This is a genomic window from Gelidimonas denitrificans, assembly GCF_055694065.1.
Genome location: NZ_CM146350.1, coordinates 333,306 through 357,561, shown reverse-complemented (window position 1 = coordinate 357,561; position 24,256 = coordinate 333,306). Strand labels below are relative to the sequence as shown.

Below are 24,256 nucleotides of genomic sequence, written 5' to 3'. Positions count from 1 at the left end.
CGCAATAGTTATATGCGGCAATGGCATATTTTTACTGCATACTCCACTTAATTGGAATACGAACATGGACGAGATCGTCAAACAGGCAATCGCCAAATGGCCCGATGTGCCGGATTGCTACGGCTGGCTGGCGCTGGATGCGCGCGGCGCCTGGCGCATGCGCGATGAACCCGCACAACAGCAGGGCTTGGCCGGCGAGCAGATCGCGCATCCGGCATTGCTCGGCTTCATCCGCCGCAATTACGCCGCCGATGAGCGCGGCCGCTGGTTCTTCCAGAACGGCCCGCAACGGGTATATGTAAATTTGGAATTGACGCCCTACATCGTGCGCAGCGATCCCGCCCACGGCTTCGTCACCCAGACCGACGAGCCGATGGACAACATCGACGCGGTCTGGCTGACCGATAACGCGCGCCTGATACTGCGCAGCGGCGGCAAAACCGCCGCGCTGGACGACCGCGATCTGGCGCAGTGCATCGAACAATTGCGCATCGACAACAAGTCTGTCAGCGACACCGCATTGCTGGCCTGGATCGGCCACGAAGCTGGTGCGGAATCTCTGGATTTGCAATTGCTGCACGACGGCCGGCAGTTGCCGGTGCAGCACATTGCGCAGGCTGCGCTGGCTGAACACTTTGGTTTTGTCTGCACACCGCAGTCGGATTAAAGTAAGCAGGGCGGGTGCAGCCCGCGTCGAATCGAAAAATGTGTTGCAGATAGTGCGGCGAGTTGCACCCACCCTACGGCTTCTTGCCCTGCTCCTTCAGCACCTCGATCCAGCGCGCCTGCAATTCACGCTCGCGGGCATCGATGATCGCCTGGTCGTAGAACGAGGCGTCCGGTGCGCGGCGCGCAATCGTCAATTGCTGCAGCGCATCCGGCAGGCTGCCGTTCAATGCATACGATTCGGCCAGCGCGATATGCTGCAGCGCCTGCCGGCCTTGCGCCGCGTAAGCCTCGGCCAGCACTTGCTGCAATTTCGGCTCGGCACGGTACATTTGCACCTGGTCGCGCAGGTATTCCACCGCTTCCTGGTAGCGTGTCGCCGCAATCAGCGCTTGCGCATACTGGCGCGCAATCCCGCGCGACAGCGGAAATTGCGCGCGCGCCGCGTCGGCCTGCTTGAGCGCCTGTTGCGCCATGGCTGGCATCGGCTTCGATGCCAGCGCAATGTCAATCGCCAGGCTGGCCATGATGGCGTCCTGCGGGGCCAGCGACGCCACCCGCGCCTCGGCCAGCAAGGCTTGGGCGCGAGTCGGTGCGCCCTGTTCCAATGCGATCAGGGCCAGGCCGTATTTGGCGGCGGCCGTTTTCGCCCGCACTTTTTGCTGCAACTGTTTTTCGAACCATGCGCCGGCCTCGCGCAAACCCTGTGCGCTGCCATCCTGCAACACCCGCAGGCGCGCCTGGATCAAATGAAAAGCCAGACTATCCGGGCGCGAGGTATGGGGCTGATCGCGGATGCGTGCTTCAATATCGGCAATCCGTTCGGTGGTCAGCGGATGGCTGCGCAAATACGCCGGCACCGCATCGGTATACCCGCGTGAAGCCTTTTGCATCCGGCCAAAAAAGGCCACCATGCCGCTGGTATCGAAGTTGGCCTCCTGCAATATCTGCAAACCAACCCGGTCCGCCTCGCGCTCGGCATCCCGGCTGAAATTCAACTGACGCTGAATCGCCAGCCCCTGGCCGCCCATTATCAGGGCCGCCGGCGCATCGCCCACATTGCCGGCACCTGCCGCCAGCACGCCCAGCAAAATCGCCGCCAGCGGAATCAGCGCATCCTGCTTTTGCTGGCCCAGCATGCGGGCAATATGGCGCTGCGCCACATGGCCGATCTCATGCGCCATCACCGACGCCAGTTCCGACTCGCTCTGCGCTGCCAGCACCAGCGCCGAATGCACCGCTACAAAACCGCCCGGCAGCGCAAACGCATTCAGATTGACATCGCGCACCGCAAAGAAGAAAAAATCGAAACCGGCCTCGCCGCGCGCTTCCGGGCGCGCCGCAACCAGGCTGGAACCGAAAGCGTTCAGATATTCCAGCACCGGCGCATCATCCAGATAATCGGGATTGCGCCGGATATCGCGCATGATCTCTTCGCCCAGTTTGCGCTCCATCAACGGCGACAGCGTATCGCTGGCGGAATCGCCCAGAGTCGGCAATCCCAATGCCGCAACCGGCAACGGAGCAAGCGGCCCGACACAAACGGTCACGGCCAATGCGAGCGACAATAAACGCGGTGAAAAGCGCGGCAGCAACTGCATTTTCGGGGAATGGTGTTTTGTTTTCACAATGCTATGATACCTGCTCCCAATAATCGTTCCACGCTCCACTCCCGCTTATGAACCATTCGCCCGACACCCCCACTGGCACAGGCCAGCTGACCCACTTCGACAGCACCGGCCAAGCCCACATGGTCGACGTCGGTGCCAAAAACGAAACCCACCGTATCGCTATCGCCGGCGGCACCATCCGCATGCAACCGGCCACGCTTGAGATCATCCAAAGCGGCAGCGCAAAAAAAGGCGACGTGCTCGGCATTGCCCGCATCGCCGCCATCATGGCCGCCAAGCGCACCAGCGACCTGATCCCGCTGTGCCACCCGCTGGCGCTGAGCCGCGTCACCGTCGAATTCAGCATCGACACTCCAGCCGCCAGCATTCACTGCCGCGCGCAAGTGGAAACTTTCGGCAAGACCGGGGTGGAAATGGAAGCACTGACCGCAGTCCAGGTCGGCCTGCTGACGATCTACGACATGTGCAAGGCAGTCGATCGCGGCATGGTGATGAACGACGTGCGGGTGCTGGAGAAGCACGGCGGGAAGTCGGGGGATTGGGTGGCGGCGTAAATTGTGCGCCGTGCCTAGATAAGCATTGCGCCGTATTGCTGCTGCAATAAAAAATGCTCCGTAAGTCGTTGAACTTACGGAGCATTTTGGCAGAAATTAGACGCAACTTCCACAAATTACATCGGCGCTTTTGATAAATCCGACAGCTTCTTTCGGCTGAAAAATTACCGAAACACTTGCCGAACACAGCGCTGCAAAGTATGCAAGCCGTGCCAGCAACGCCGAAAAAATTAACGCTTGGAGAATTGTTTTGCGCGACGTGCCTTGCGCAGACCAACTTTTTTACGCTCAACTTCACGTGCATCGCGTGTCACAAAACCGGCTTTCTTCAGTTCTGCCTTCAGCGTTTCATCGTAGTCGATCAGTGCGCGGGTGATGCCGTGGCGCACTGCGCCAGCTTGGCCGGACTCGCCGCCACCGTTGACATTAACCATGATGTCAAAACGCTCGAGGTTGCTGGTCAATTCCAGCGGTTGACGAATTACCATCAGACCAGTTTCGCGCGAAAAGTATTCGTTGGCAGGTTTGCCGTTCACGATGATCTGACCTGAGCCGACCTTGATGAAGACGCGCGCCACTGCACTCTTGCGACGGCCGGTTCCGTAATTGTAGTTACCGATCATGTCTATTCCTTAGAGTTCAAGTACTTTAGGTTGCTGCGCAGCGTGCGGATGGGAACCTTCCGCATACACTTTGAGCTTCTTGATCATTGCGTAGCCGAGTGGGCCTTTAGGCAACATGCCCTTGACCGCTTTCTCAAGCGCGCGACCTGGAAAACGCTCTTGCATTTTCTTGAAGTTGGTTTCATAGATACCGCCTGGATAACCAGAGTGACGGTAGTATGTTTTTGCAGTTGCCTTGGTGCCTGTGACACGCAATTTACCTGCATTGATAACGACAATAAAGTCGCCGGTATCGACGTGCGGAGTAAATTCAGGTTTGTGCTTGCCGCGCAATCGGAGTGCCACTTCGCTGGCAACACGCCCGAGGATTTTGTCCGTCGCGTCAATCACCAACCACTCGCGCTTGACCTCATGGGCTTTAGCGGAAAAAGTTTTCATGATGACTTTCTAACTAGATTAACTCGCTCAAAATTGGTGGTTCCGCACATTACTGACAGTGTGGACTCGCCTTTATTCTACTTTCCTGAGCAAACGGAAAGCCGTGGATTATAGCCCTTTCACTGCCTGGGCGTCAAATCCGGCAGAAACCACAGAGCATTATCCAGAATGCTGCGGGCAAAAAAAAACCCGAAGCACGGTGGTTTCGGGTTTAAATCCACACCGTTAGGAGGGTGGAGGAGACAAGCAAAATTGGGTGCTTCAAAGTTTTACTGCGTTCACTGCATTAATCAATGATTTGATTATAGCGAAGCCATTGTGCATCGCAAGATATTTTTGAGAAAAATTTTATACGTTGACTGAAAATTATCGAATGAAAAACAGGAAACTTATATTAATCAATTGGTTAATTCAATTTTCCACATTGTGGATATATTTTTTCATATTGCAACTAATGCTGCAACGCAATATATCCATCTTGTAAAAAATCAATGCGGCGCAACCGGGGTTGCCAGCCCAGTGACTGCAGTTACCGGAGTTACAATCACCGCTGTCTTTTTTACTGCGAGAACACTATGGAATGCACCGTACGCTGGGCAGGATTGTCCGGAATGACTTTTTTAGCGGAAACCGGCTCCGGTCACATTGCGATGATGGATGGCGCGCCGGACGGCGGCGGGCGCAATCTGGCGCCGCGGCCGATGGAACTGGTGCTGGCCGGCACCGGCGGTTGCACCGCCTACGACGTGGTGCTGATCCTGCGCAAAAGCAGGCAGGACATTAGCGGCTGCGACGTCACCCTGAAGGCGGAACGCGCCACCGAAGATCCGAAAATATTTACCGCCGTCCACTTCCACTTCACCGTGCGGGGGCGCAATCTGAAGCCGAATCTGGTGGAGCGCGCAATCAAACTGTCGCACGAGAAATACTGTTCGGCTTCCATCATGATGGAAAAATCAGCCCAGATTACGCACTCGTTCGAGATCATCGACGACCTGATTGTGGCGACTTCAGCCGACTGAGAGCTGATTAAATCCGGTAGGCGGTGGTCGTCATCAACTTGGCCATCGCCTGCATCGCCATGCGCACCGGCGCTGGCGTGTCTGCCGCGCCGAGCGACTGGGCCGCTGCGCCGTGCGCAATTTCATCGATGCGCATCTGGTCGACAATTGCCCGCGAACGCACATCCTGCGGCGGCAAAATGCTGAGATGGCTATTCAGATGCGCCTCAACCTGGCGCTCGGTCTCGACCACAAAACCCAGGCTGCGCGCATCGCCCAGCTTGGCGGCGATGGTGCCCAGCGCATAGGCGCCGGCGTACCACAAAGGATTGAGCAGGCTGGTGTGAGAACCCAATTCCTGCAAACGCTGCGCGCTCCAGGCCAGATGATCCTCCTCCTCGCGCCCGGCTTGCGCGAACTGCTGCTGCACTTCCGCATTTTTAGAAAACTGTCCCTGGGCGTCATACAGCGCCTGCGCGCACACTTCGCCGACGTGGTTGATGCGCATCAGGCCGGCGCTATGGCGGCGTTCCTTATCGTCCATTTCGCCATCCTCAGCCAAGCCTGCCGGGCACGGCCGCGACGCCGCCGCAACGCCCGACACCACGCGCAAGGCCTTGTCCAGGCCAATGATAAATGTATCCAATTGACGCATATCGATAACCTTTGAGAATTACACTGCATTAATCCGGGCATGGCGCATTTTTCCAATGCACCATGCCACCGCCCAATATTATGACGGAAGCGCCTGCGCAAGTGACCGGCGACTTTTTCCGGGCAGGCCAAGCGCACTTGAAATTACCCTGCAAATAAATGAAATTATTGGGGGTATGCCTTAAATCATATCGATTACCGCATGTAAAATGTGATTTTTAAATAATACAATCATTAGTATTATTTTTTATCCAAATCCGGGCGCACGCCTTCCCGGTCCGACTCCAGCGCCAGATCCGGCACATGGGTAAATGCAATGCGCATCGGCGCGGCTTGCAGGGCCGCTGCCGCGCCGCCGAAATACAGCGCATTCTTGCCGTAGCGCAGGTTCAGCGCATCGATTGCGGCATCCAGCTGATGTTGCGCGTGGCTGCCGGAAAACAACGAAAGGCTTTGATTGCGCGCCTCGGACAAATTCACCAGCGTGACGCCGACCGCCATCGGCTCCCAGCCGCGAGCGCTGGCTTGCGGCGGATAGCGCTGCCAGAGTACGTCGAATGCCGCCAGCAAGGCGCGGGTGTCGCTGGTCGGATCGAGCGCAACGTCATCGTCCCAGCAGACGACTCTGTGGCGACGATTTTTCAGCGTCACCTTCACGCACAAACGTGCGCTGATGCAGTCGATGCTGCGCAAGCGCATCGCCGCCTTCTGCAGCAAACGGTGCAGCACCGCGTACGCGGCATCCCGGTGGCGTAACTCCGGCGCCAACACATGCGAATGGCCCACCGTGCTGCGCTGGGTCGGCGTCTCCGCGATATCGTCGCCGTGCAGCATCGCATGAAAACGCGCGCCCGCCACGCCGGACCAGGCCTTGCGCAAGGTCGCCGCTGAGGCGTTGCACAGTTGCTGCACGCTAGTAATGCCGCAAGCGTCCAGCCGCGCCGCCATCGAGCCGCCGATACCGGTCAGCGCGCGCAATTCCAGCTTGAAGAGCGCCTGCGGCAAGTCGGCCTGCTCGATGACCACCAGGCCATTCGGCTTTTGCATGTTGGAGGCAGTCTTGGCCAAGAAGCGATTCGGAGCGATGCCGATCGAACAGTGCATGACGCTGCCACCCGCCTGGTAAATCGCCTGTTTGATTTGCTGCGCCAGCTGCACCGCGCCCTCGCGCTGCACATCGCGCCCGCGCAAGCGGCACCACATTTCATCGATTGAGCGCACCTGCTCGACATGGATGCAGGATTCGACCGCCGCCACCAGCTTGTGGTGCATCTGGACATACACGGCCGGACGCGACTCGACGAACACGATCTCGGGGCACAGCTTGCGGGCATCGCGCACCGAAGTGCCGGTCTTGACGCCGAAGCGCTTGGCCTCGGTGCTGGCGGCAATGCAGCAAGTGGTGTCGGTCAGCACCGCCAACACGCCAACCGGCCGGCCGCGCAACTCCGGCCGCAATTGCTGCTCGACGCTGGCGAAATACGAATTGGAATCCACATACAGCGCACGCAAAGTCATCGCCAGCCCTTTCCTGCATAAGCGTAAAAGCCAAATTATACTGTGTTTATATACAGTATAATTTGGCTTTTACGGAATGTCGGAAAAATCCAGCTACAGCTTAAGGGTGGCGCAGATGCAGCCTCACAACTCCAGCCAGCGCCCGGGCCGCGATCATATGGAATGCGGCCAAAGCGCTCACACCAGCGCCCATTCCATGCTGGCTTGGTTGGCGTAGGCTGGCGGCGCGGCCTCAGTGTGCTCGAAGCTGATGATTTCATAGGCATCCGGCTGCGCCAGCAAGGCGCGCAGCAGCTGGTTGTTCAGGCCATGGCCGGATTTGTGGGCGACATAGCTGGCCAGCAACGGATGGCCGACCAGGTACAGATCGCCGATTGCATCGAGAATCTTGTGGCGCACGAATTCGTCGTCGTAGCGCAAGCCATCCATGTTCAGGATCCGGTATTCATCCATCACGATCGCGTTTTCCATCGAGCCGCCCTGCGCCAGACCCAGGCCGCGCAGGGTTTCCACGTCCTGCATGAAGCCGAAGGTGCGGGCCCGCGCGACGTCGCGCACATATGACACCCGGTCGAAATTGACTTCGGCCTGCTGGCTGGTGCCGTCTACCGCCGGATGGTTGAACTCGATGAAAAAGTCCAGCTTGAAGCCATTGAAAGGTTCCAGCCGCGCCCATTTTTCGGCAGCGCCCTGCCCTTCGCGGATTTCCACCGGCTTTAACACCCGAATGAATTTCTTGGCCGTTTCCTGTTCTTGCATGCCGGCCTGCTGCAGCAAAAACACGAAAGACGAGGCCGAGCCGTCCATGATCGGAATCTCTTCGGCGCTCACGTCAATCACCAGATTATCGATGCCCAGCCCGGCGCAGGCCGACATCACATGCTCGACGGTCGAGACCCGGGCGCCCTGACTGACCAGGGTCGAAGCCATGCGCGTGTCGCCGACGCCCATGGCGGCGGCCGGAAAACTGATGATCGGGTCCAGATCGACACGGCGGAAAGTAATCCCGCTATCCGGGCCGCACGGGCGCAAGGTCAGCTCAACCTTGGTGCCGGAATGCAGCCCGACGCCGACGGTTTTGACGGTTTGTTTGATGGTTCTTTGTTTCAACATTTTTTTATTATTACCAACTGAAGGTTGGTCCACGAAAGACATGAAAAAACAAAATTAGCTCTGCAATTTCCACTTGTTCCAGGCCGACAGCACCGCATTCGGATAATCCGGGCGGCCGCGGCTGCCGTTATAACGTCCCAGGGCCAGGTACAGATTGCCATTTTCCATATCGATATACATGCGCAGGATGGCGCAGCCGTAACGCAGATTGGCTTGCATCTGGAACAACTTGCTGCGGTCATTGTCGCCGATGACGCGGGTCCAGAACGGCATCACCTGCATGTAGCCACGCGCGCCGACGATCGACATCGCGTATTTGCGGAATGCCGATTCGACCTGGATCAGGCCCAGCACCATGGCCGGATCGAGCCCGGCGCGGGTGGCTTCATACCAGACCGATTCCAGGAATTCCTGGCGCATCTGCACATCGGGCACTCTCTTTTGCAAGCGCTGCGACATTTCGCCCAGCCAGCGCAGGTATTGATTGCGCTCGTTGGCATCTTCGATCTGCGGCTTGAGTGGCCGGCCGTCTGCAACCGCATGCGCCAAAGCGAGCCGCACCGAGTCAGCCAGCGCGATTTCCTGCTGATTGCCGGCCTGCACCGGCAGGCAGACGCCCAGCCAAGTCACCAGCGCAAGTCGCAAACAAATATTATACATGCCTCTAGTATTGCCTAAAAGCATGCAATTACCGCAATATAACAATGCGACTTCATAAATACTCCCGTTAAACTATCAGGATTACAAAGCCGCCAGGCGGGCACGAACGAAGTCCGGCATTTCTGCTGCCGGCACCACGGTTGCCGCACTATCGCGCCGCCCCTGATATTCCAGATTGCCGTCCTTCAGGCCGCGTTCGCCGATCACGATCCGATGCGGCACCCCGATCAATTCCCAGTCGGCAAACATCGCGCCCGGGCGCTCACCACGGTCGTCCAGTATCACATCGACACCAGCCTCCAGCAGCGCCGCATACAGACGGTCGGTTTCGAGTCTGACCGCTTCGCTGCGGTCGTAGCCCATCGGACACAGCACCACTTCAAACGGTGCCAGCGATGCCGGCCAGATGATGCCTTTGTCGTCGAAATTCTGCTCGATTGCAGCGCCCAGAATGCGCGTTATACCTATCCCGTAACAGCCCATTTGCAGCAGTTGCGGCTTGCCGTTTTCGTCCAGGAAGGTCGCCTTCATCGATTCGGAATAGCTGGTGCCGAGCTGAAACACATGCCCGACCTCGATGCCGCGCTGAATCGCCAGCACGCCCTTGCCGTCCGGCGACGGATCGCCCGCCACCACGTCGCGCAAATCAGCGACCATCGGCTGCGGCAGATCGCGGCCCCAGTTGGCGCCGGTGAAGTGATAATCCTCGGTATTCGCGCCACACACAAAATCGCTCATGTTGGCGACCGTGCGGTCAACTACCAACCGGACCGGCTTGACGGTGTTGATCGGTCCCAGATAGCCGGGCTTGGTGCCGAACCATTCGATGATTTCATCTTCGGTGGCAAAGCGATAACCGGCGATGCCGTCAATCTTGCTTACCTTGACTTCATTCAAGCTATGGTCGCCGCGCAACAGCAACAGCCAGACTTCCTTGCCTTCCGGCTTTTCGACCGTCAGCACGATGGATTTGACGGTTTTTTCCAGCGGAATCTTCAGATAGTCCGCCACTTGTTCGCATTTTGACTGACCCGGCGTGGCAGTCTTGACCAGCGCTTCGGTCGCATCCAAACGCTGCGCGGTCAGCGGCAACGCTTCCGCCGCTTCCATGTTGGCGGCGTAATCGGAGCTTGGGCAGTACACGATGGCGTCTTCGCCGGTATCGGTGATCACATGGAATTCATGCGAACCGGAGCCGCCGATGGCGCCGTTGTCGGCTGCCACCGCGCGAAATTGCAAGCCGAAGCGATTGAAAATGCGCACATAAGCGTCGTACATCAGCTGGTACGACTGCTTCAGTCCATCCACGTCGCGATCGAACGAGTAGGCATCCTTCATGGTGAATTCGCGCCCGCGCATCAAGCCGAAGCGGGGCCGACGCTCATCGCGGAACTTGGTCTGGATATGGTAAAAATTGAGCGGCAACTGGCGGTACGACTTGATTTCAGAGCGCACCACATCGGTGATTACTTCTTCCGAGGTAGGCTGGATCGCATAGTCGCGGCCGTGGCGGTCTTTGACCCGCATCAGTTCCGGGCCCATCTTGTCCCAGCGGCCAGTTTCCTGCCACAACTCGGCCGGTTGCACTACCGGCATCAGCATCTCAATGGCGCCCGCGCGCACCATTTCTTCGCGCACGATGGCCTCCACCTTGCGGATGACACGCAAACCCATCGGCATATAGGTATAAATACCGGAGCCGATGCGCTTGACCATGCCGGCACGTACCATGAGCTTGTGACTGACAACTTCAGCATCTGAAGGTGCTTCTTTAAGGGTGGAAATGAAAAAACGGGAAGCGCGCATGGCGATGTATTCTTTTAAAAAGAGAGAGTTATAATCAACCCAATTTTAAAGTATTCGCAGGCTAATGCATCACATCTTCGTACAATTGGTTCAAGACCGCGCGCAACGCCACTCGCTGGCAGCTTGCGCGCAGTGCATGATATGTACCGAATTAGGACCAAATTCAGGATGAGGTGCAGCTAGCAGCAGAAAATATCGAGGTGCAATATGCTGGACCGTGAAGGGTTTCGACCCAACGTCGGCATTATCCTGCTCAACACACAAAACGAAGTGTGGTGGGGCAAACGGGTGCGCGAGCATTCGTGGCAATTTCCGCAAGGCGGCATCAAATACGGCGAATCGCCGGAACAAGCAATGTTCCGCGAACTGGAAGAAGAGGTTGGCTTGCGCCCGGAGCATGTACGGGTGGTCGGCCGCACTCGCGACTGGCTGCGCTATGAGGTGCCGGACCATTTCATCAAGCGTGAAATCCGCGGCCACTATCGCGGCCAGAAGCAAATCTGGTTCCTGCTGCGCATGGTGGGTCGCGATTGCGACGTCAACCTGCGCATCAACGAGCATCCGGAATTCGATGCCTGGCGCTGGCACGATTACTGGGTGCCGATGGATATCGTCATCGAATTCAAACGCGATGTTTACCAAAAGGCGCTGCAGGAACTGTCGCGTTTCCTGTCGCGCCCAGTGGCAGACACAACGACGCAGCAGCAGCGACATACATCACGCTATTTGCGCCAACCGCACGCGCCCCGCTTGCCGGAAATAGAACCCAACGATGAATAAATTTTTCATGCAAAAAAACAACAGACTTACCACTGCCCGCAGCAAGCCTGCAATTTTTCTGGCGACAATCCTGCTGGCGGGTTCAGCACTGGCGCAGATTAAGTCGAATCAGGATGAGGAAGAAAGCAACAAGGTTAATCTGTGGCAAGAGCTGGCATTGCAACTACCCGCCGCGCCCAATACCGATGCATTGCTGCCCTTTACCATCACGCCAAATACGTCCCAAAGCTTCCATATCGATCCCAAAGCCTTGACGGTGGGGACCGATGGCGTGGTGCGCTACACACTGGTGGCGCAAAGCAGCGCCGGGGCCAGCAGCATCAGTTATGAAGGGATACGCTGCCAGTTGTTCGAGAAGAAGCTGTACGCATTCGGCCGCGCCGACGGCAGCTGGTCACGCGCCAGGCGGGACGAGTGGCAGCCGATCTTCAAGAATGCTACAAATCGACAACACGTGACGCTGGCCCAGGATTATTTCTGCCGCGACGGCCAGGTTGCAGGCAAGGCGACCGAAATCATCGACAGGATCCGCAACCGGCGCCCGTTATCGATTTCCGGTGATTAGCGCAACGCGGTCCCGCCGACACGGCGGTACTTAATCGGATTTAAAGCAACACCAGATTGTCGCGGTGGATCAGTTCAGGCTCTTCAATAAAGCCCAGAATCGATTCGATATCGCCGGAAGCGTGCCGGATGATGCGGCGCGCATCCGAGCTCGAATAGTTGGTCAGGCCGCGTGCGATTGCGCGGCCGTCTTCATCGGTGCAGGTAATGACTTCGCCGCGGCCGAACTGGCCGTGCACTTGGGTGACGCCGATCGGCAGCAGGGATTTGCCTTCTTCGCTCACTTTTTGCACTGCGCCCGCGTCCAGCACGACACGGCCGGCAGTCTGCAAATGATCGGACATCCACTGTTTGCGTGCAGTCAATTGCCCGGTTTGGGCGGTCAGCTGCGTGCCGATCAATTCCCCGCTCGCCAGCCGGATCAAGACTTCTTCCTCGCGGCCCCAGGCGATTACGGTATGCGCGCCGGAACTGGCGGCCCGTTTTGCCGCCAGTATCTTGGTCAGCATGCCGCCGCGCCCGAGGCTGCTACCGGCGCCGCCGGCCATCGTTTCCAGCGCCAGGTCGCCCGCATTCGCCCGGTGCACGAACACCGCATCCGGGTCCTTGCGTGGATCGGCAGTGTACAAGCCCTTCTGATCGGTCAGGATGATCAATGCATCGCCCTCGATCAGATTCGCCACCAGCGCACCCAGGGTATCGTTATCGCCGAACTTGATCTCGTCGGTGACCACCGTGTCATTTTCATTGATGATCGGCACCACTCCCATGCGCAACAGGGTAAGCAAGGTCGAGCGCGCATTCAGATAACGCTCGCGGTGCGCCAGATCGGCATGGGTCAGCAACACTTGTGCGGTGCGCAGGCCGTGCGCCTGAAAACTGGTTTCGTAGATTTGGGCCAGTCCCATCTGCCCCACCGCAGCGCAGGCTTGCAGCTTGTCGATACCGGTCGGACGCTGCAGGAAGCCGAGCCGCAACATGCCTTCGGCGATTGCACCCGAACTCACCAGCACAACTTCCTTGCCCGTTTGTCGCAGGCGGGCGATTTGATCGGCCCAATTTGCAATGGCCACATGATCCAGGCCGCGCCCATCGTTAGTCACCAGCGAGGAACCTACTTTGATCACCAGTCGTTTGGCGTTTTGAATAACAGAATGCATATTTTTCGGTAACTGCCGGAGAAAAATCAGTCAAGCGTCAAAAGCGCATGCGCCGCATGTGCATTGGACGTTACATCGAAAAACGGCGGGACCGGCAACTGCCGTCCCGCCGTGCTTGGGATACCTGTAAAACAGCTTAATCGATTATCTTGAAGCGTGGATCGTCCGGATCTATCGATGCGATGCCGCGTGCTTCTTCCGTCATTTGAATCTCTTCGGCGCGGTACTCGGCATTGCGTTTTTCTTCCAGATGGCGGTAAATCGCCGTCACCAATTCTGAACAACCATTACGGTTAAGAGCGGAAATTTCAAATACCGGCCCTTTCCAACCGAAGCGCTTGATGAAATCCTTGACGCGTTGCTTGCGCTCGTCTTCCGGTATCACATCCAGCTTATTCAATACCAGCCAGCGTGGTTTGTCGACCAGCGACTCGTCGTATTTCTTCAATTCCTTGACCAGCGCTTTCGCTTCCTTGACTGGATCAACCATGTCATCGAACGGAGCCAGATCAACGATATGCAGCAACAAACCGGTGCGCTGCAAATGGCGCAGGAAGCGGTGTCCCAAACCGGCGCCTTCGGCCGCGCCCTCGATCAAACCGGGGACATCGGCAATCACAAAACTTTTCTCGTGACTGACGCGCACTACGCCCAGATTCGGGTGCAATGTCGTGAAAGGGTAATCGGCAATTTTTGGCCGCGCATTCGAAACTGCGGTGATAAAGGTCGATTTACCGGCGTTCGGCATACCCAGCAGGCCGACGTCTGCCAGCACCTTCAATTCCAGCCGCAGTTCGCGCCGCTCGCCTTCCTTGCCATCGCCCTTCTGGCGTGGCGCCCGGTTGGTCGAGGATTTGAAGTGAATATTACCCCAGCCGCCCTCGCCGCCCTTGGCCAGCAAGACTTGCTGACCGTGCTCGGTCAGATCGGCAATGCCTTCGCCGGTGTTGTAATCGACAACCAATGTTCCCACCGGCATGCGCAGCATGATGTCATCGGCGCCCTTGCCGTAACAATCCGCGCCGCGGCCGTTTTCACCGTCGCGCGCTTTGTGCAATTTGGAGAAACGAAAATCCACCAGCGTATTGATATTGCGATCTGCTACCGCATAAATGCTGCCGCCCTTGCCGCCATCGCCGCCGTCCGGGCCGCCGAAAGGTCTGAATTTTTCACGACAAAATGATGCGACCCCGTTGCCGCCGTCACCAGCAATGACTTCAATTTTTGCTTCGTCGATAAATTTCATATTTTTTGCCGCCCAAAAGCTAAAAAGGCCCTACCTGGGGCAGAGCCTTTCGATTGAAGGCTTTCGCCTTACACTGCGCAATCGTTACAAACGATGCTTACGCAGCAACTACAGCTACAGTTGCAGGTACTACTGTTACGAACTGGCGGCTCAACGCGCCTTTGATAACAAACTGTACCTTGCCTTGGATCAGTGCGAACAACGTGTGATCCTTGCCCATACCGACGTTTTCGCCCGGATGTACTTTAGTACCGCGTTGGCGAATGATGATGCCGCCGGCATTGATTGCCTGGCCGCCGTAGACTTTGACGCCTAGCCGTTTTGACTCGGAATCGCGACCATTGCGCGTAGTGCCGCCGCCTTTTTTATGTGCCATTTGAAACTCCTTGGTATCTGGTTAACTCGAACAACGCTGGTGTATTAAGCGTTGATGGAGACGATTTGCAGTTCGGTGTAATTTTGACGATGGCCTTGATGTTTCTGGTAATGCTTACGACGACGCATCTTGAAAATCTTGACCTTATCGTGACGCCCTTGCGCCACTACCGTAACCAGCACCGTTGCACCTTCAACCAGCGGAGCACCAAATTTAATGGTGTCACCTGAGCCCACTGCGAGCACTTGATCTAGGGTGATTTCGGAGCCAATGTCTGCAAGTATCTGTTCTACTTTAAATTTTTCACCAGCAACAACTTTATATTGTTTGCCACCGGTTTTTATGACCGCATACATGTGGAACCTCATCGAATAATTGAATAAACTTTCTTTTCCGAAGCATGCAAAAAACACTTGCCTAATACGGAAAACCGCAAATTATACATGGACTTGCGATGACGGTCAAAATTTGCACCGGTCGATTGCCACAATAATGTTGTGGACACTCCAAACTTGCTTTGTACAATTCCGGCTATTTAGAATACCTGTGCATGTATTTTGAAAGTCACTTGAAATGCATGCGGATACACTGGCAAATTAACGATACTCCGTATATTATTTCTTGCTGCCAGCAGCATCCGGAAAGCCGTTGCTGCTGCGCGACAACAATCCCGAGTACGCCGGGCCACTGAACCGGATCACATCGCAACGATATTGTCATCGTATAATTCCCGCAATTGATGATTTTTCACAGGCGCCACCTTGTCTACCGCAACCGACCTCACCGCCAGCAGCAACTCGATACCATCCATCAGCGCCGACATGGACGCCGTCAACCACGTGATCCGCACGCGCCTGCATTCCGATGTCCCGCTCATCAACCAGATTGCGCAGTACATCATCGGCGCCGGCGGCAAGCGCATCCGTCCACAACTGGTCTTGCTGGTCGCTAATGCCTACGGCTATACCGGCACGCACCATCACGAACTCGCTGCCGTGGTCGAACTGATCCACACCGCCACCTTGCTGCACGACGATGTGGTGGATGAATCCTCGATGCGGCGCGGACGAAAAACTGCCAATGCGCTATTCGGCAATGCGGCCTCTGTATTAGTGGGCGACTTCCTGCATTCGCGCGCTTTCCAGATGATGGTCGCAATCGACGATATTCAGGTCATGCGGATTCTGGCCGATGCCACCAACGTGCTGGCCGAAGGTGAAGTACTGCAATTGCTCAATATGCACGATTCGGACCTGACAGAAGAGCGCTATTTGCAGGTCATTCGTTCCAAGACGGCCAAATTATTCGAAGCAGCAGCGCAACTCGGGGCGCGCGTTGCTGGCGCTCCAGAAGACGCCATTGAGGCCGCTGCCGAATACGGCCGCTCCCTCGGCACCGCCTTCCAGTTGATCGACGACGTGCTGGACTACTCCGGCAACGCTGCTGAAATCGGCAAGAATGTCGGCGACGACCTGCGCGAAGGCAAGCCGACGCTGCCGTTAATTTATCTGATGCAACATGGCACGCCGACACAACGCGAACTGGTGCGCGCCTGCATCGAGAACGGCGATGAGCAGCATTTTGACCAAATACTGGCGGCCATCACGACCTCCGGCGCACTCGAATACACCACCAGCCAGGCGCAGCAGGCCGCCGGCAGAGCGGCAGCGGCTTTGGCGCACTTGCCTGACAATCGATTCAAGGATTCCTTGCTAGAATTGTGCAGCTTTGCAGTCAAACGCAATCACTGAAATAGCGAAGATTGCGCCTGCATCGCAGTCGGGGTGTAGCTTAGTCCGGTAGAGCGCTACGTTCGGGACGTAGAGGCCGGAGGTTCGAATCCTCTCACCCCGACCAGGCTTCGCCCTATAAGCAAAAAATTTAGCGCCATTTTTCTTCCCTAAAAAATCACTCGTCGCAAATTCCGTGTCACTCGGCATGTTCACGGGCTCCCGCCCGAAAACAACTAGAAAATACCCAACCCTTTGAGCATCACGACCAGGATCAGCAGCGGCGAGACATAACGTAACAGAAAGAAAACAGTGCGCACCAATCTTTGGTTGTGTAACTGACCACGATTGGAAAGCGCTCCACTAAACTTATCCAAACCCCAAAACCAGCCGACAAAGATGGCGATGGCGATGCCACCTGCCGGCAGGATGATGTTGGATGAGAGAAAGTCAAACAGATCAAACATGTTGCGGCCGAACGGTTTGAAGTCGGCCAGCAGGCTATTGGTCAGTGCGGCACCCGACGCCGGCAACGCCAGTAGCGCAAGAGTCAGCAGAGTAGATTTCGAGCGCGACAAGTTAAAGCGCTCGTGAAAAATAACCACCGGCACTTCCAGCAAAGAAAGCATGGCGCCGGTTGCCGCCACGGCAGTCAGAACGAAGAAAACCACCATCAAAATTTGCCCCATCGGAATCTGGGAAAACACCGCTGGAATGGTAATGAATACCAACGCTGGCCCCGCTGCCGGCGTGAAGCCAAAGGTGAATACCGCAGGGAAAATTGCAATGCCTGCCAGCATCGAAACGCACAGATCGGCGCTCATCACGCGGAAAGTCGTCACCGGTATATTCTGATCGTCGCGGAAATAGCTGCCATAGGTCATCATGGTTCCCATGCCAATCGACAGCTTGAAAAACGCCAACCCCATCGCCGTCAGTACCACGGAAGTCGTGATTTTGCTGAAGTCGGGATTAAACAGGAATGCCAGACCTTCAGCAGCCTTGTCCAGAGTCAGACTGACCATGCACAGCAGCAACAACAACAGAAAGAGCAGCGGCATCAGCTTCTTGGTCAGCGCTTCAATGCCCTTGGTCACGCCCAGCAGCAGGATGCCGCCCATGAGAGACAGCACGCCCCACTGCCAGAACACCGATTGCCAGGGATCGCTGATCAGCGCGCCAAAGGCAGCTTCGGTTACGCTCCGGTCGCTACTCAGGATGGAGCCGCCGATCGCCTTGAACACATAGGCGAAGACCCAGGCCACCACTTCAGAATAAAAAGACAGAATCAGAAAGGCGGCCAGCATGCCGAAAGCCCCGATCAGCCACCAGGGTTGCCCCTTGGGGGCCAGCGTTTGCAAGGTGGTAATCGGATTAGCCTTGGCCTGACGCCCCAGGGTAATCTCGGCAATCATCACCGGCAGCCCGATCAACAGGGTCGCCAGCAAGTAAACCAGCAGGAAGCCTGCGCCGCCATTGGCGCCGGTCAGGTAGGGAAATTTCCAGATATTGCCCAGACCGACAGCAGAACCGAGGGTGGCTGCCAGCACACCAAAACTGGAAGTGAAGCCGTCCCGCTTCACGCTGTATTTGCGTTGCCCCATGACATTTCTTCTTCCATTACAGACGCCTGGATGGCGAAAGGGCCGGATTGTAGCATTTCGTTTGCACTGGAAAACCAGATATGCGAAAGCATAAACTGGATCAGAAAGTTAATTCATAACTGTTATTTTTGACGCCTTGAAAAAGCCAATAAGCCCCCATATAATTAGCACTCGTTAGGGGAGAGTGCTAATAGTTTCTCCTGGCCTTAAAATTTTGCGGCAAAGCCTGTTTCCAATACAAGGCTGCGCAGTAAGAATGCTTTGTGGCAAATATGCCGCAAAAAAACATAAACCTATTGAATACTAAGGAGTTTTTATGAATCTTCGTCCTTTGCATGACCGCGTTATCGTAAAGCGTCTGGATCAGGAAACAAAAACCGCATCCGGCATCGTTCTGCCTGAAGCAGCAGCTGAAAAGCCGGATCAAGGTGAAGTTCTGGCAATAGGTAATGGCAAGATTCTGGAAGACGGTTCGGTCCGTGCGTTGGCTGTAAAAGTCGGCGATCGTGTTTTGTTCGGCAAATACTCCGGCCAAACGGTCAAGGTTGACGGCGATGAATTGCTCGTCATGCGCGAAGAAGACATCATGGCCGTAGTTGAGAAGTAATCAACACGCCATCAGTCAGGCATCAATAATTTAGTCGTATCACATTCTCAGGCTGGCAAGCTTTTCAAGCAGTGCCAGCCCCGAAAATCAGTTTAGGAGATTCACATGGCAGCTAAAGACGTAGTATTTGGCGATTCAGCCCGTTCCAAGATGGTCGAAGGCGTCAACATTCTCGCCAACGCGGTTAAAGTTACTCTGGGCCCTAAAGGCCGCAACGTCGTAATCGAACGCTCATACGGCGCGCCAACCATCACCAAAGACGGTGTATCGGTTGCCAAGGAAATCGAACTCAAAGACAAGCTCATGAACATGGGCGCGCAGATGGTGAAAGAAGTTGCATCCCGCACCAGCGACAACGCTGGCGACGGTACCACGACTGCAACCGTATTGACCCAGGCCATTGTGCGTGAAGGCATGAAATACGTTGCTGCCGGCATGAACCCAATGGACTTGAAGCGCGGTATCGACAAGGCAGTTGCAGCAACTATCGTTGAGCTGGCAAAAATCGCCAAGCCATGCACCACTACCAAAGAAATCGCTCAAGTCGGCTCAATCTCTGCCAACAGCGATGCATCGATCGGCGAGCGTATCGCTGAAGCGATGGACAAAGTCGGCAAAGAAGGCGTGATCACTGTTGAAGACGGCAAATCCTTGAACGACGAACTCGATATCGTTGAAGGCATGCAGTTCGACCGTGGCTATCTGTCACCGTATTTCATCAACAACCCGGAAAAACAAGTTGTATTGCTGGAAGATCCGTTCATCCTGCTGTGCGACAAGAAAATCTCCAACATCCGCGACCTGCTGCCGATTCTGGAACAAGTCGCCAAGGCTGGCCGTCCACTGCTGATCATCGCAGAAGACGTCGAAGGCGAAGCGCTGGCAACTCTGGTAGTCAACAACATTCGCGGCATTCTGAAAACCTGCGCAGTTAAAGCGCCAGGCTTCGGCGACCGTCGCAAAGCAATGCTGGAAGACATCGCAATCCTGACCGGTGGACAAGTTGTTGCTGAAGAAGTTGGCATGACACTGGAAAAAGTCACGCTGGAAGAATTGGGCCAGGCCAAGCGGATTGAAATCGGCAAGGAAAACACCATCGTTATCGACGGTGCTGGTCAACATGCTGCAATCGAAGCACGCGTCAAGCAAGTACGCGTACAAATCGAAGAAGCGACTTCCGACTACGACCGTGAGAAGCTGCAAGAACGCGTTGCCAAATTGGCAGGCGGTGTTGCTGTGATCAAGGTTGGCGCTGCTACCGAAGTTGAAATGAAAGAGAAAAAAGCCCGCGTTGAAGATGCATTGCACGCAACTCGCGCTGCAGTCGAAGAAGGCATCGTTCCTGGCGGCGGTGTTGCACTGTTGCGCGCTCGCGCCAACATCAAGGTCACTGGTGACAATCCTGATCAGGAAGCTGGCATCAAGATCGTTATGCGCGCAATGGAAGAGCCGCTGCGCATGATCGTCCAAAACGCCGGCGAAGAAGCTTCGGTTGTAGTAGCTAAAGTATTGGCTGGCACAGGTAACTTCGGTTACAACGCTGCTAACGGTACTTACGGCGACATGGTTGAAATGGGCGTGCTGGATCCAGCAAAAGTAACCCGTTCAGCTCTGCAAAACGCAGCCTCGATCGCTTCCCTGATGTTGACTACAGACTGCATGATCGCTGAGTCGGCTGATGACAAAGCAGCCGGTGGCATGCCTGATATGGGCGGCATGGGTGGTATGGGCGGCATGGGCGGCATGGGCGGCATGATGTAATAACCGTTTTCGGTTATTAGATACAAGCAAGCTAAACTGCTGCTAACGAAAAAACCCGCTCGGTTTGCGCCGTGCGGGTTTTTTCATGGGGCTTAGGAGTGTGCGCGCGTCGCCGAAATATACCAAAAAGTAATATCGACATACAATACAAATCGTTTCGCTTATAAAGCGGCTCCCGTAGAATTACTCCCTTGAGAAAAAATACAGCGACAGAGTGTCGATAACGATACAGCCTGTCGCTTTTTTATTTGCAGAAATACACGATTCAGATGATAGAACTACAAGCAATCCACCAGCGTTTCAGAGGCGCAAACGGCGACGTCGATGCGGTACGCGACGTCAGCCTGTCGATTCGCAAAGGCGAGATTTTCGGCATCATCGGCCGCAGCGGCGCCGGCAAAAGCTCGCTGGTGCGCACCATCAACCTGTTGAACCGCCCAACCTCGGGCCGGGTGCTGGTCGATGGCCGCGACCTGACCGGCCTGGGCGCCAAAGAACTGCGCACTGCGCGGCATGACATCGGCATGATTTTTCAGCACTTCAATTTGCTGACCTCGCGCACCGTGTATGACAACGTCGCCCTGCCGCTGGAACTGGCCGGCCTGTCAAAAGCCGAGATCCACAAAAAAGTCATGCCGCTATTGGAACTGGTGGGGCTGACCGAATTGAAAAAGCGCTATCCGGCCCATATCAGCGGCGGCCAGAAGCAGCGCGTCGGCATTGCGCGCGCACTGGCGAACGACCCGAAAATATTGTTGTCGGACGAAGCCACCTCGGCGCTCGACCCGGAAACCACCCGCTCGATCCTTGAATTGCTGCGTCGCATCAACCGCGAACTTGGCCTGACGATTGTGCTGATCACGCATCAGATGGAAGTCATCAAGGTCATCTGCGACCGCGTCGCCGTGATGGAAGCCGGACAAATCATCGAACAAGGCGAAGTCATCGACGTTTTCCGAGAACCCAAGCATGACGTCACCAAAGCCTTGATCGGCGACGTGATTGCACAGGAATTGCCGCAAGGCGTGCTGCAGCGGGTGCGCGCCAAGCTGGCGCAAACCCAGGCCGGCAGCGGCCAGGATCATTTGTTCCGGTTTGCATTTTCCGGCGCCAGCGTGGACCAGCCGCTGCTGTCGGAAGCGATTCGCCGCTACGGCATGGATTTCACCATCCTGCACGGCCAGATCGACGAGATCCAGGGCCAGGCATTCGGCTCGCTGGCGGTACTGGCCAGCGGCGCTGCAGACGATATCACTGCAGCAATAACTTACCTGCGCGCGCAAGGTGTAATCGTTGAGGAGTTAAATCATGTCATCTGAATTGTTCGATTTATTCATTTCTTCCTTTGGCGAAACGCTGTTGATGGTCGCGGTTTCCGGCGTTTTGGGAGCGCTGCTCGGAGTGCCGCTCGGCATCGCCCTGCACCTGACCGACCGCAAGGGCATATTGCCCAGTCCGATTTTCAATCGCGTGGCCGGGCTGCTGGTCAATGCGGTGCGTTCGACGCCGTTCATCATTTTGCTGGTGGCGGTGATTCCGCTGACGCGCTTCTTCGTCGGCTCTTCGATCGGCACTGCAGCGGCGATCGTGCCGCTGACGCTGGCGGCGGCGCCCTTTGTCGCCCGCCTGGTGGAAACCGCGCTGCGCGAAGTCGATCCCGGCCTGATCGAGGCGGCGCAGGCGATGGGTGCGACCACTTCCCAAATCGTCTTCAAGGTGCTGGTGCCGGAAGCATTTTCCGGCATCGTGGCCGGCCTGACCATCACCTTCATCAGCCTGGTCGGTTATTCGGCGATGGCCGGTGCAATTGGCGGCGGCGGCTTGGGCGACCTCGGGATTCGCTACGGCTATCAACGCTTCCTGCCGGAGGTCATGCTGGCGGTGGTGCTGATTTTGATCATATTCGTGCAAATTGTGCAATCGCTGGGCGACCTGCTGGTGCGCCGACTCAGCCATCGTTAATTTTTTGCTTTCATTTTTTGCTTTTTCAACACCGTTTTTAATCTCGAAAAGGAACATCATGCAACGCCGTCCTCTTTTGCGTCATACATTGCAATTTTTCAGCGCCCTGGGCTTGTTCGCCAGCCTCGCCATCGCGCCAGCACAGGCACAGGACAAACCGATCAAGATCGGCGTGACCGGCGGCCCGCACGCGGAAATCATGGAATTTGTCAAGAAAATCGCCGCGAAGGATGGCTTGAAAATTCAAGTCGTCGAGTTCAGCGATTACATCCAACCGAACGCCGCGCTGGCTTCCGGCGACCTCGATGCCAACAGTTACCAGCATCTGCCTTACCTGGAAGCGCAAATCAAGGATCGCGGCTACAAGTTCGCCAATGTCGGGTACACCATCACTTTCCCGATGGGCGCGTACTCGAAAAGCGTGAAATCGCTGGCCAGCTTGAAAGCGGGTGCCCGGGTCGGGATTCCGAACGATCCTACCAATGGCGGCCGTGCGCTGTTGCTGCTGCAAACCCAGGGACTGTTCAAGCTGAAAGCCAATGCCGGCCTGAAAGCGACCCCGCTCGACATCATCAGCAATCCGAAAAAAATCAAGATTGTCGAACTCGATGCAGCGCAATTGCCGCGCTCTCTGGCTGACCTCGACGCTGCCGTCATCAATGGCAATTACGCCGAATCGGCCGGTTTGAATCCGGTCACCGACTCCATCGCCATCGAAGGCCCGAAAGGCCCGTACGCCAACGTGATCGCAGTGCGCGATCAAGACAAGGCCAAGCCCTGGGTGGCGAAGCTGCTCAAGGCGTACCACAGCCCGGAAGTCAAACAGTTCGTGCTGAAGCAGTACAAGAGCTCGGTCATCGTGTCCTGGTAAATCAGGTCGAGTAACCGCGCAATAAAAAACGGGAGAGATATCGCATCTCTCCCGTTTTTTATTGCGGTCGTTTTTTTACCACTGCGGCGCGCGCTTCTCGATGAACGCCTGCACCCCTTCCAGCGCCGCTGCATCCATCATGTTGCAGGCCATGGTTTGGCCGGCCAACTGATACGCGGCATCGATGCCCATTTCCAATTGCTGGTAAAACAGTTGCTTGCCCATCGCGACCGCGACTGCGGGTTTGCTCAGGATGCTGGCAGTCAGCGCGGCGACTTCGGCATCGAGTTGCTCCGGCTCCGCCACCCGATTGACCAGGCCGCGCGCCATTGCGGTCTGAGCGTCGATGAAGTCGCCGGTCAGCAGCATTTCCATGGCCTGCTTGCGCGATACGTTGCGCGACAGGGCGACCGATGGCGTGGCGCAAAACAGTCCGAAATTGATGCCCGACACCGCGAACCGGGCCGTGCTGGAAGCCACCGCCAGATCGCACATGGCGATCAACTGGCAGCCAGCCGCGGTGGCGATGCCCTGCACCCGCGCAATCACCGGCTGCGGCATTTGCTGGATGGTCAGCATCAGCTTGCTGCATTGCGTGAACAGGGTTTGGTAATAAGCCAGTTCGGGCGTGGCGCGCATCTGTTTGAGGTCGTGTCCGGCGCAGAACGCGCGGCCTGCGGCGGCCAGCACCACCACCCGCACGGTGGCGTCTTGGGCGAGCGCATCCAGTTCGGCCTGCAGTGCGTCCATCATCTGTTCTGAGAGCGCATTGAATTGCGCCGCACGGTTCAAGGTCAGGGTAACAATGCCGCCGCTACGGCTGTGCAATACCATCGGAATCGCTTGATCTGTTGCTGACTGGCCCATTTTGTCTCCGCCTTTATTATGTTGATATTTTTATATACTATGCAGCGTATTATTTAATTCCGCA

General features: G+C 56.4%; 25 protein-coding genes and 1 tRNA gene. 12 read left to right on the top strand and 14 right to left on the bottom strand.

What is annotated here, in order from left to right:
• Positions 1-64 precede the first annotated feature (64 nt).
• Positions 65-667, top strand: coding sequence for a DUF2946 family protein (locus FKCLFG_RS01725; protein ID WP_472614525.1), 603 nt, complete (start codon positions 65-67; stop codon positions 665-667).
• Between the two features lie 73 nt (positions 668-740).
• Here FKCLFG_RS01725 and FKCLFG_RS01720 read toward each other — a convergent pair whose 3' ends face one another.
• Positions 741-2,267 (bottom strand): beta-barrel assembly-enhancing protease, encoded by a 1,527-nt coding sequence (locus FKCLFG_RS01720; protein ID WP_472615900.1) that lies wholly within the window; start codon positions 2,265-2,267, stop codon positions 741-743.
• A gap of 77 nt (positions 2,268-2,344) precedes the next feature.
• Here FKCLFG_RS01720 and moaC point away from each other — a divergent pair, with 77 nt between their 5' ends.
• On the top strand, positions 2,345-2,851 hold the full coding sequence (moaC, locus tag FKCLFG_RS01715; RefSeq protein ID WP_472614524.1) for a cyclic pyranopterin monophosphate synthase MoaC: 507 nt from the start codon (positions 2,345-2,347) through the stop codon (positions 2,849-2,851).
• 230 nt (positions 2,852-3,081) lie between these two features.
• On the opposite strand, the gene rpsI is transcribed toward moaC, so the two are convergent.
• Positions 3,082-3,474: a 30S ribosomal protein S9 gene (gene rpsI / locus FKCLFG_RS01710; RefSeq protein WP_472614523.1), complete on the bottom strand. Its 393-nt coding sequence runs from the start codon at positions 3,472-3,474 to the stop codon at positions 3,082-3,084.
• Between the two features lie 9 nt (positions 3,475-3,483).
• Positions 3,484-3,912: a 50S ribosomal protein L13 gene (rplM, locus tag FKCLFG_RS01705; protein ID WP_472614522.1), complete on the bottom strand. Its 429-nt coding sequence runs from the start codon at positions 3,910-3,912 to the stop codon at positions 3,484-3,486.
• A gap of 575 nt (positions 3,913-4,487) precedes the next feature.
• On the opposite strand from rplM, the gene FKCLFG_RS01700 reads away from it, so the two are divergent.
• Positions 4,488-4,934 carry an OsmC family protein gene (locus FKCLFG_RS01700; RefSeq protein ID WP_472614521.1) on the top strand — a complete coding sequence of 149 codons (447 nt, stop codon included), beginning with the start codon at positions 4,488-4,490 and terminating at the stop codon, positions 4,932-4,934.
• A gap of 7 nt (positions 4,935-4,941) precedes the next feature.
• Here FKCLFG_RS01700 and coq7 read toward each other — a convergent pair whose 3' ends face one another.
• From coq7 to FKCLFG_RS01675, 5 genes are all read right to left on the bottom strand, one after another.
• Positions 4,942-5,568: a 2-polyprenyl-3-methyl-6-methoxy-1,4-benzoquinone monooxygenase gene (gene coq7 / locus FKCLFG_RS01695; protein WP_472614520.1), complete on the bottom strand. Its 627-nt coding sequence runs from the start codon at positions 5,566-5,568 to the stop codon at positions 4,942-4,944.
• Positions 5,569-5,807: 239 nt separating this feature from the next.
• Positions 5,808-7,085, bottom strand: a complete 1,278-nt coding sequence (locus FKCLFG_RS01690) for a DNA polymerase Y family protein (RefSeq protein WP_472614519.1) — start codon at positions 7,083-7,085, stop codon at positions 5,808-5,810.
• Positions 7,086-7,262: 177 nt separating this feature from the next.
• Positions 7,263-8,198, bottom strand: coding sequence for a UDP-3-O-acyl-N-acetylglucosamine deacetylase (lpxC, locus tag FKCLFG_RS01685; protein WP_472614518.1), 936 nt, complete (start codon positions 8,196-8,198; stop codon positions 7,263-7,265).
• 54 nt (positions 8,199-8,252) lie between these two features.
• Positions 8,253-8,858: a lytic transglycosylase domain-containing protein gene (locus FKCLFG_RS01680; protein WP_472614517.1), complete on the bottom strand. Its 606-nt coding sequence runs from the start codon at positions 8,856-8,858 to the stop codon at positions 8,253-8,255.
• 81 nt (positions 8,859-8,939) lie between these two features.
• The gene (locus FKCLFG_RS01675; protein ID WP_472614516.1) at positions 8,940-10,664 is read right to left on the bottom strand and encodes a proline--tRNA ligase; all 1,725 of its coding nucleotides are present in this window, start codon (positions 10,662-10,664) and stop codon (positions 8,940-8,942) included.
• Positions 10,665-10,871: 207 nt separating this feature from the next.
• Here FKCLFG_RS01675 and FKCLFG_RS01670 point away from each other — a divergent pair, with 207 nt between their 5' ends.
• Together FKCLFG_RS01670 and FKCLFG_RS01665 are read left to right on the top strand one after the other, a co-directional pair.
• Positions 10,872-11,444, top strand: a complete 573-nt coding sequence (locus FKCLFG_RS01670) for an RNA pyrophosphohydrolase (RefSeq protein ID WP_472614515.1) — start codon at positions 10,872-10,874, stop codon at positions 11,442-11,444.
• A gap of 7 nt (positions 11,445-11,451) precedes the next feature.
• On the top strand, positions 11,452-12,009 hold the full coding sequence (locus FKCLFG_RS01665) for a CNP1-like family protein (protein WP_472614514.1): 558 nt from the start codon (positions 11,452-11,454) through the stop codon (positions 12,007-12,009).
• Positions 12,010-12,049: 40 nt separating this feature from the next.
• Here the strand turns inward: FKCLFG_RS01665 and proB are convergent, their stop codons facing one another.
• From proB to rplU, 4 genes are all read right to left on the bottom strand, one after another.
• Positions 12,050-13,168, bottom strand: a complete 1,119-nt coding sequence (gene proB, locus FKCLFG_RS01660; protein WP_472614513.1) for a glutamate 5-kinase — start codon at positions 13,166-13,168, stop codon at positions 12,050-12,052.
• A gap of 136 nt (positions 13,169-13,304) precedes the next feature.
• On the bottom strand, positions 13,305-14,414 hold the full coding sequence (obgE, locus tag FKCLFG_RS01655) for a GTPase ObgE (protein ID WP_472614512.1): 1,110 nt from the start codon (positions 14,412-14,414) through the stop codon (positions 13,305-13,307).
• Positions 14,415-14,511: 97 nt separating this feature from the next.
• A complete protein-coding gene (gene rpmA / locus FKCLFG_RS01650) occupies positions 14,512-14,790 on the bottom strand; it encodes a 50S ribosomal protein L27 (protein ID WP_472614511.1) in 279 nt (92 codons plus the stop codon).
• 44 nt (positions 14,791-14,834) lie between these two features.
• Positions 14,835-15,146, bottom strand: a complete 312-nt coding sequence (rplU, locus tag FKCLFG_RS01645) for a 50S ribosomal protein L21 (protein WP_472614510.1) — start codon at positions 15,144-15,146, stop codon at positions 14,835-14,837.
• A 465-nt stretch (positions 15,147-15,611) separates the two neighbouring features.
• Here rplU and FKCLFG_RS01640 point away from each other — a divergent pair, with 465 nt between their 5' ends.
• Both FKCLFG_RS01640 and FKCLFG_RS01635 read left to right on the top strand, forming a co-directional pair.
• Positions 15,612-16,541, top strand: a complete 930-nt coding sequence (locus FKCLFG_RS01640; RefSeq protein WP_472615899.1) for a polyprenyl synthetase family protein — start codon at positions 15,612-15,614, stop codon at positions 16,539-16,541.
• 29 nt (positions 16,542-16,570) lie between these two features.
• Positions 16,571-16,647, top strand: a tRNA-Pro gene (locus FKCLFG_RS01635).
• Between the two features lie 109 nt (positions 16,648-16,756).
• Here the strand turns inward: FKCLFG_RS01635 and FKCLFG_RS01630 are convergent.
• A complete protein-coding gene (locus FKCLFG_RS01630) occupies positions 16,757-18,124 on the bottom strand; it encodes a sodium-dependent transporter (RefSeq protein ID WP_472614509.1) in 1,368 nt (455 codons plus the stop codon).
• A 316-nt stretch (positions 18,125-18,440) separates the two neighbouring features.
• Between FKCLFG_RS01630 and groES the strand changes: the two genes are divergently transcribed.
• From groES to FKCLFG_RS01605, 5 genes are all read left to right on the top strand, one after another.
• On the top strand, positions 18,441-18,731 hold the full coding sequence (gene groES / locus FKCLFG_RS01625; RefSeq protein WP_472614508.1) for a co-chaperone GroES: 291 nt from the start codon (positions 18,441-18,443) through the stop codon (positions 18,729-18,731).
• Positions 18,732-18,836: 105 nt separating this feature from the next.
• Positions 18,837-20,492: a chaperonin GroEL gene (groL, locus tag FKCLFG_RS01620; RefSeq protein WP_472614507.1), complete on the top strand. Its 1,656-nt coding sequence runs from the start codon at positions 18,837-18,839 to the stop codon at positions 20,490-20,492.
• A 269-nt stretch (positions 20,493-20,761) separates the two neighbouring features.
• Positions 20,762-21,811 (top strand): methionine ABC transporter ATP-binding protein, encoded by a 1,050-nt coding sequence (locus FKCLFG_RS01615; RefSeq protein ID WP_472614506.1) that lies wholly within the window; start codon positions 20,762-20,764, stop codon positions 21,809-21,811.
• Positions 21,801-22,454, top strand: a complete 654-nt coding sequence (locus tag FKCLFG_RS01610; RefSeq protein WP_472614505.1) for a methionine ABC transporter permease — start codon at positions 21,801-21,803, stop codon at positions 22,452-22,454. Before FKCLFG_RS01615 ends, FKCLFG_RS01610 begins: the two co-directional genes overlap by 11 nt.
• Before the next feature lie 58 nt (positions 22,455-22,512).
• Complete coding sequence (locus FKCLFG_RS01605) at positions 22,513-23,325, top strand: MetQ/NlpA family ABC transporter substrate-binding protein (protein ID WP_472614504.1); 813 nt, start codon at positions 22,513-22,515, stop codon at positions 23,323-23,325.
• 75 nt (positions 23,326-23,400) lie between these two features.
• Here FKCLFG_RS01605 and FKCLFG_RS01600 read toward each other — a convergent pair whose 3' ends face one another.
• Complete coding sequence (locus FKCLFG_RS01600) at positions 23,401-24,192, bottom strand: enoyl-CoA hydratase (RefSeq protein ID WP_472614503.1); 792 nt, start codon at positions 24,190-24,192, stop codon at positions 23,401-23,403.
• Between the last annotated feature and the right edge of the window lie 64 nt (positions 24,193-24,256).

Coding starts and splice junctions, on each gene's coding strand:
- FKCLFG_RS01610 (WP_472614505.1), top strand. CDS start 21,801: ATGTCATCTGAATTGTTCGATTTATTCATTTCTTCCTTTGGCGAAACG.
- FKCLFG_RS01615 (WP_472614506.1), top strand. CDS start 20,762: ATGATAGAACTACAAGCAATCCACCAGCGTTTCAGAGGCGCAAACGGC.
- rplU (WP_472614510.1), bottom strand. CDS start 15,146: ATGTATGCGGTCATAAAAACCGGTGGCAAACAATATAAAGTTGTTGCT.
- rpmA (WP_472614511.1), bottom strand. CDS start 14,790: ATGGCACATAAAAAAGGCGGCGGCACTACGCGCAATGGTCGCGATTCC.
- obgE (WP_472614512.1), bottom strand. CDS start 14,414: ATGAAATTTATCGACGAAGCAAAAATTGAAGTCATTGCTGGTGACGGC.
- FKCLFG_RS01640 (WP_472615899.1), top strand. CDS start 15,612: ATGGACGCCGTCAACCACGTGATCCGCACGCGCCTGCATTCCGATGTC.
- FKCLFG_RS01700 (WP_472614521.1), top strand. CDS start 4,488: ATGGAATGCACCGTACGCTGGGCAGGATTGTCCGGAATGACTTTTTTA.
- FKCLFG_RS01725 (WP_472614525.1), top strand. CDS start 65: ATGGACGAGATCGTCAAACAGGCAATCGCCAAATGGCCCGATGTGCCG.
- FKCLFG_RS01670 (WP_472614515.1), top strand. CDS start 10,872: ATGCTGGACCGTGAAGGGTTTCGACCCAACGTCGGCATTATCCTGCTC.
- groES (WP_472614508.1), top strand. CDS start 18,441: ATGAATCTTCGTCCTTTGCATGACCGCGTTATCGTAAAGCGTCTGGAT.
- rplM (WP_472614522.1), bottom strand. CDS start 3,912: ATGAAAACTTTTTCCGCTAAAGCCCATGAGGTCAAGCGCGAGTGGTTG.
- FKCLFG_RS01605 (WP_472614504.1), top strand. CDS start 22,513: ATGCAACGCCGTCCTCTTTTGCGTCATACATTGCAATTTTTCAGCGCC.
- FKCLFG_RS01675 (WP_472614516.1), bottom strand. CDS start 10,664: ATGCGCGCTTCCCGTTTTTTCATTTCCACCCTTAAAGAAGCACCTTCA.
- coq7 (WP_472614520.1), bottom strand. CDS start 5,568: ATGCGTCAATTGGATACATTTATCATTGGCCTGGACAAGGCCTTGCGC.
- moaC (WP_472614524.1), top strand. CDS start 2,345: ATGAACCATTCGCCCGACACCCCCACTGGCACAGGCCAGCTGACCCAC.
- FKCLFG_RS01600 (WP_472614503.1), bottom strand. CDS start 24,192: ATGGGCCAGTCAGCAACAGATCAAGCGATTCCGATGGTATTGCACAGC.
- FKCLFG_RS01690 (WP_472614519.1), bottom strand. CDS start 7,085: ATGACTTTGCGTGCGCTGTATGTGGATTCCAATTCGTATTTCGCCAGC.
- groL (WP_472614507.1), top strand. CDS start 18,837: ATGGCAGCTAAAGACGTAGTATTTGGCGATTCAGCCCGTTCCAAGATG.
- FKCLFG_RS01630 (WP_472614509.1), bottom strand. CDS start 18,124: ATGGGGCAACGCAAATACAGCGTGAAGCGGGACGGCTTCACTTCCAGT.
- FKCLFG_RS01665 (WP_472614514.1), top strand. CDS start 11,452: ATGCAAAAAAACAACAGACTTACCACTGCCCGCAGCAAGCCTGCAATT.
- rpsI (WP_472614523.1), bottom strand. CDS start 3,474: ATGATCGGTAACTACAATTACGGAACCGGCCGTCGCAAGAGTGCAGTG.
- proB (WP_472614513.1), bottom strand. CDS start 13,168: ATGCATTCTGTTATTCAAAACGCCAAACGACTGGTGATCAAAGTAGGT.
- FKCLFG_RS01680 (WP_472614517.1), bottom strand. CDS start 8,858: ATGTATAATATTTGTTTGCGACTTGCGCTGGTGACTTGGCTGGGCGTC.
- lpxC (WP_472614518.1), bottom strand. CDS start 8,198: ATGTTGAAACAAAGAACCATCAAACAAACCGTCAAAACCGTCGGCGTC.
- FKCLFG_RS01720 (WP_472615900.1), bottom strand. CDS start 2,267: ATGCAGTTGCTGCCGCGCTTTTCACCGCGTTTATTGTCGCTCGCATTG.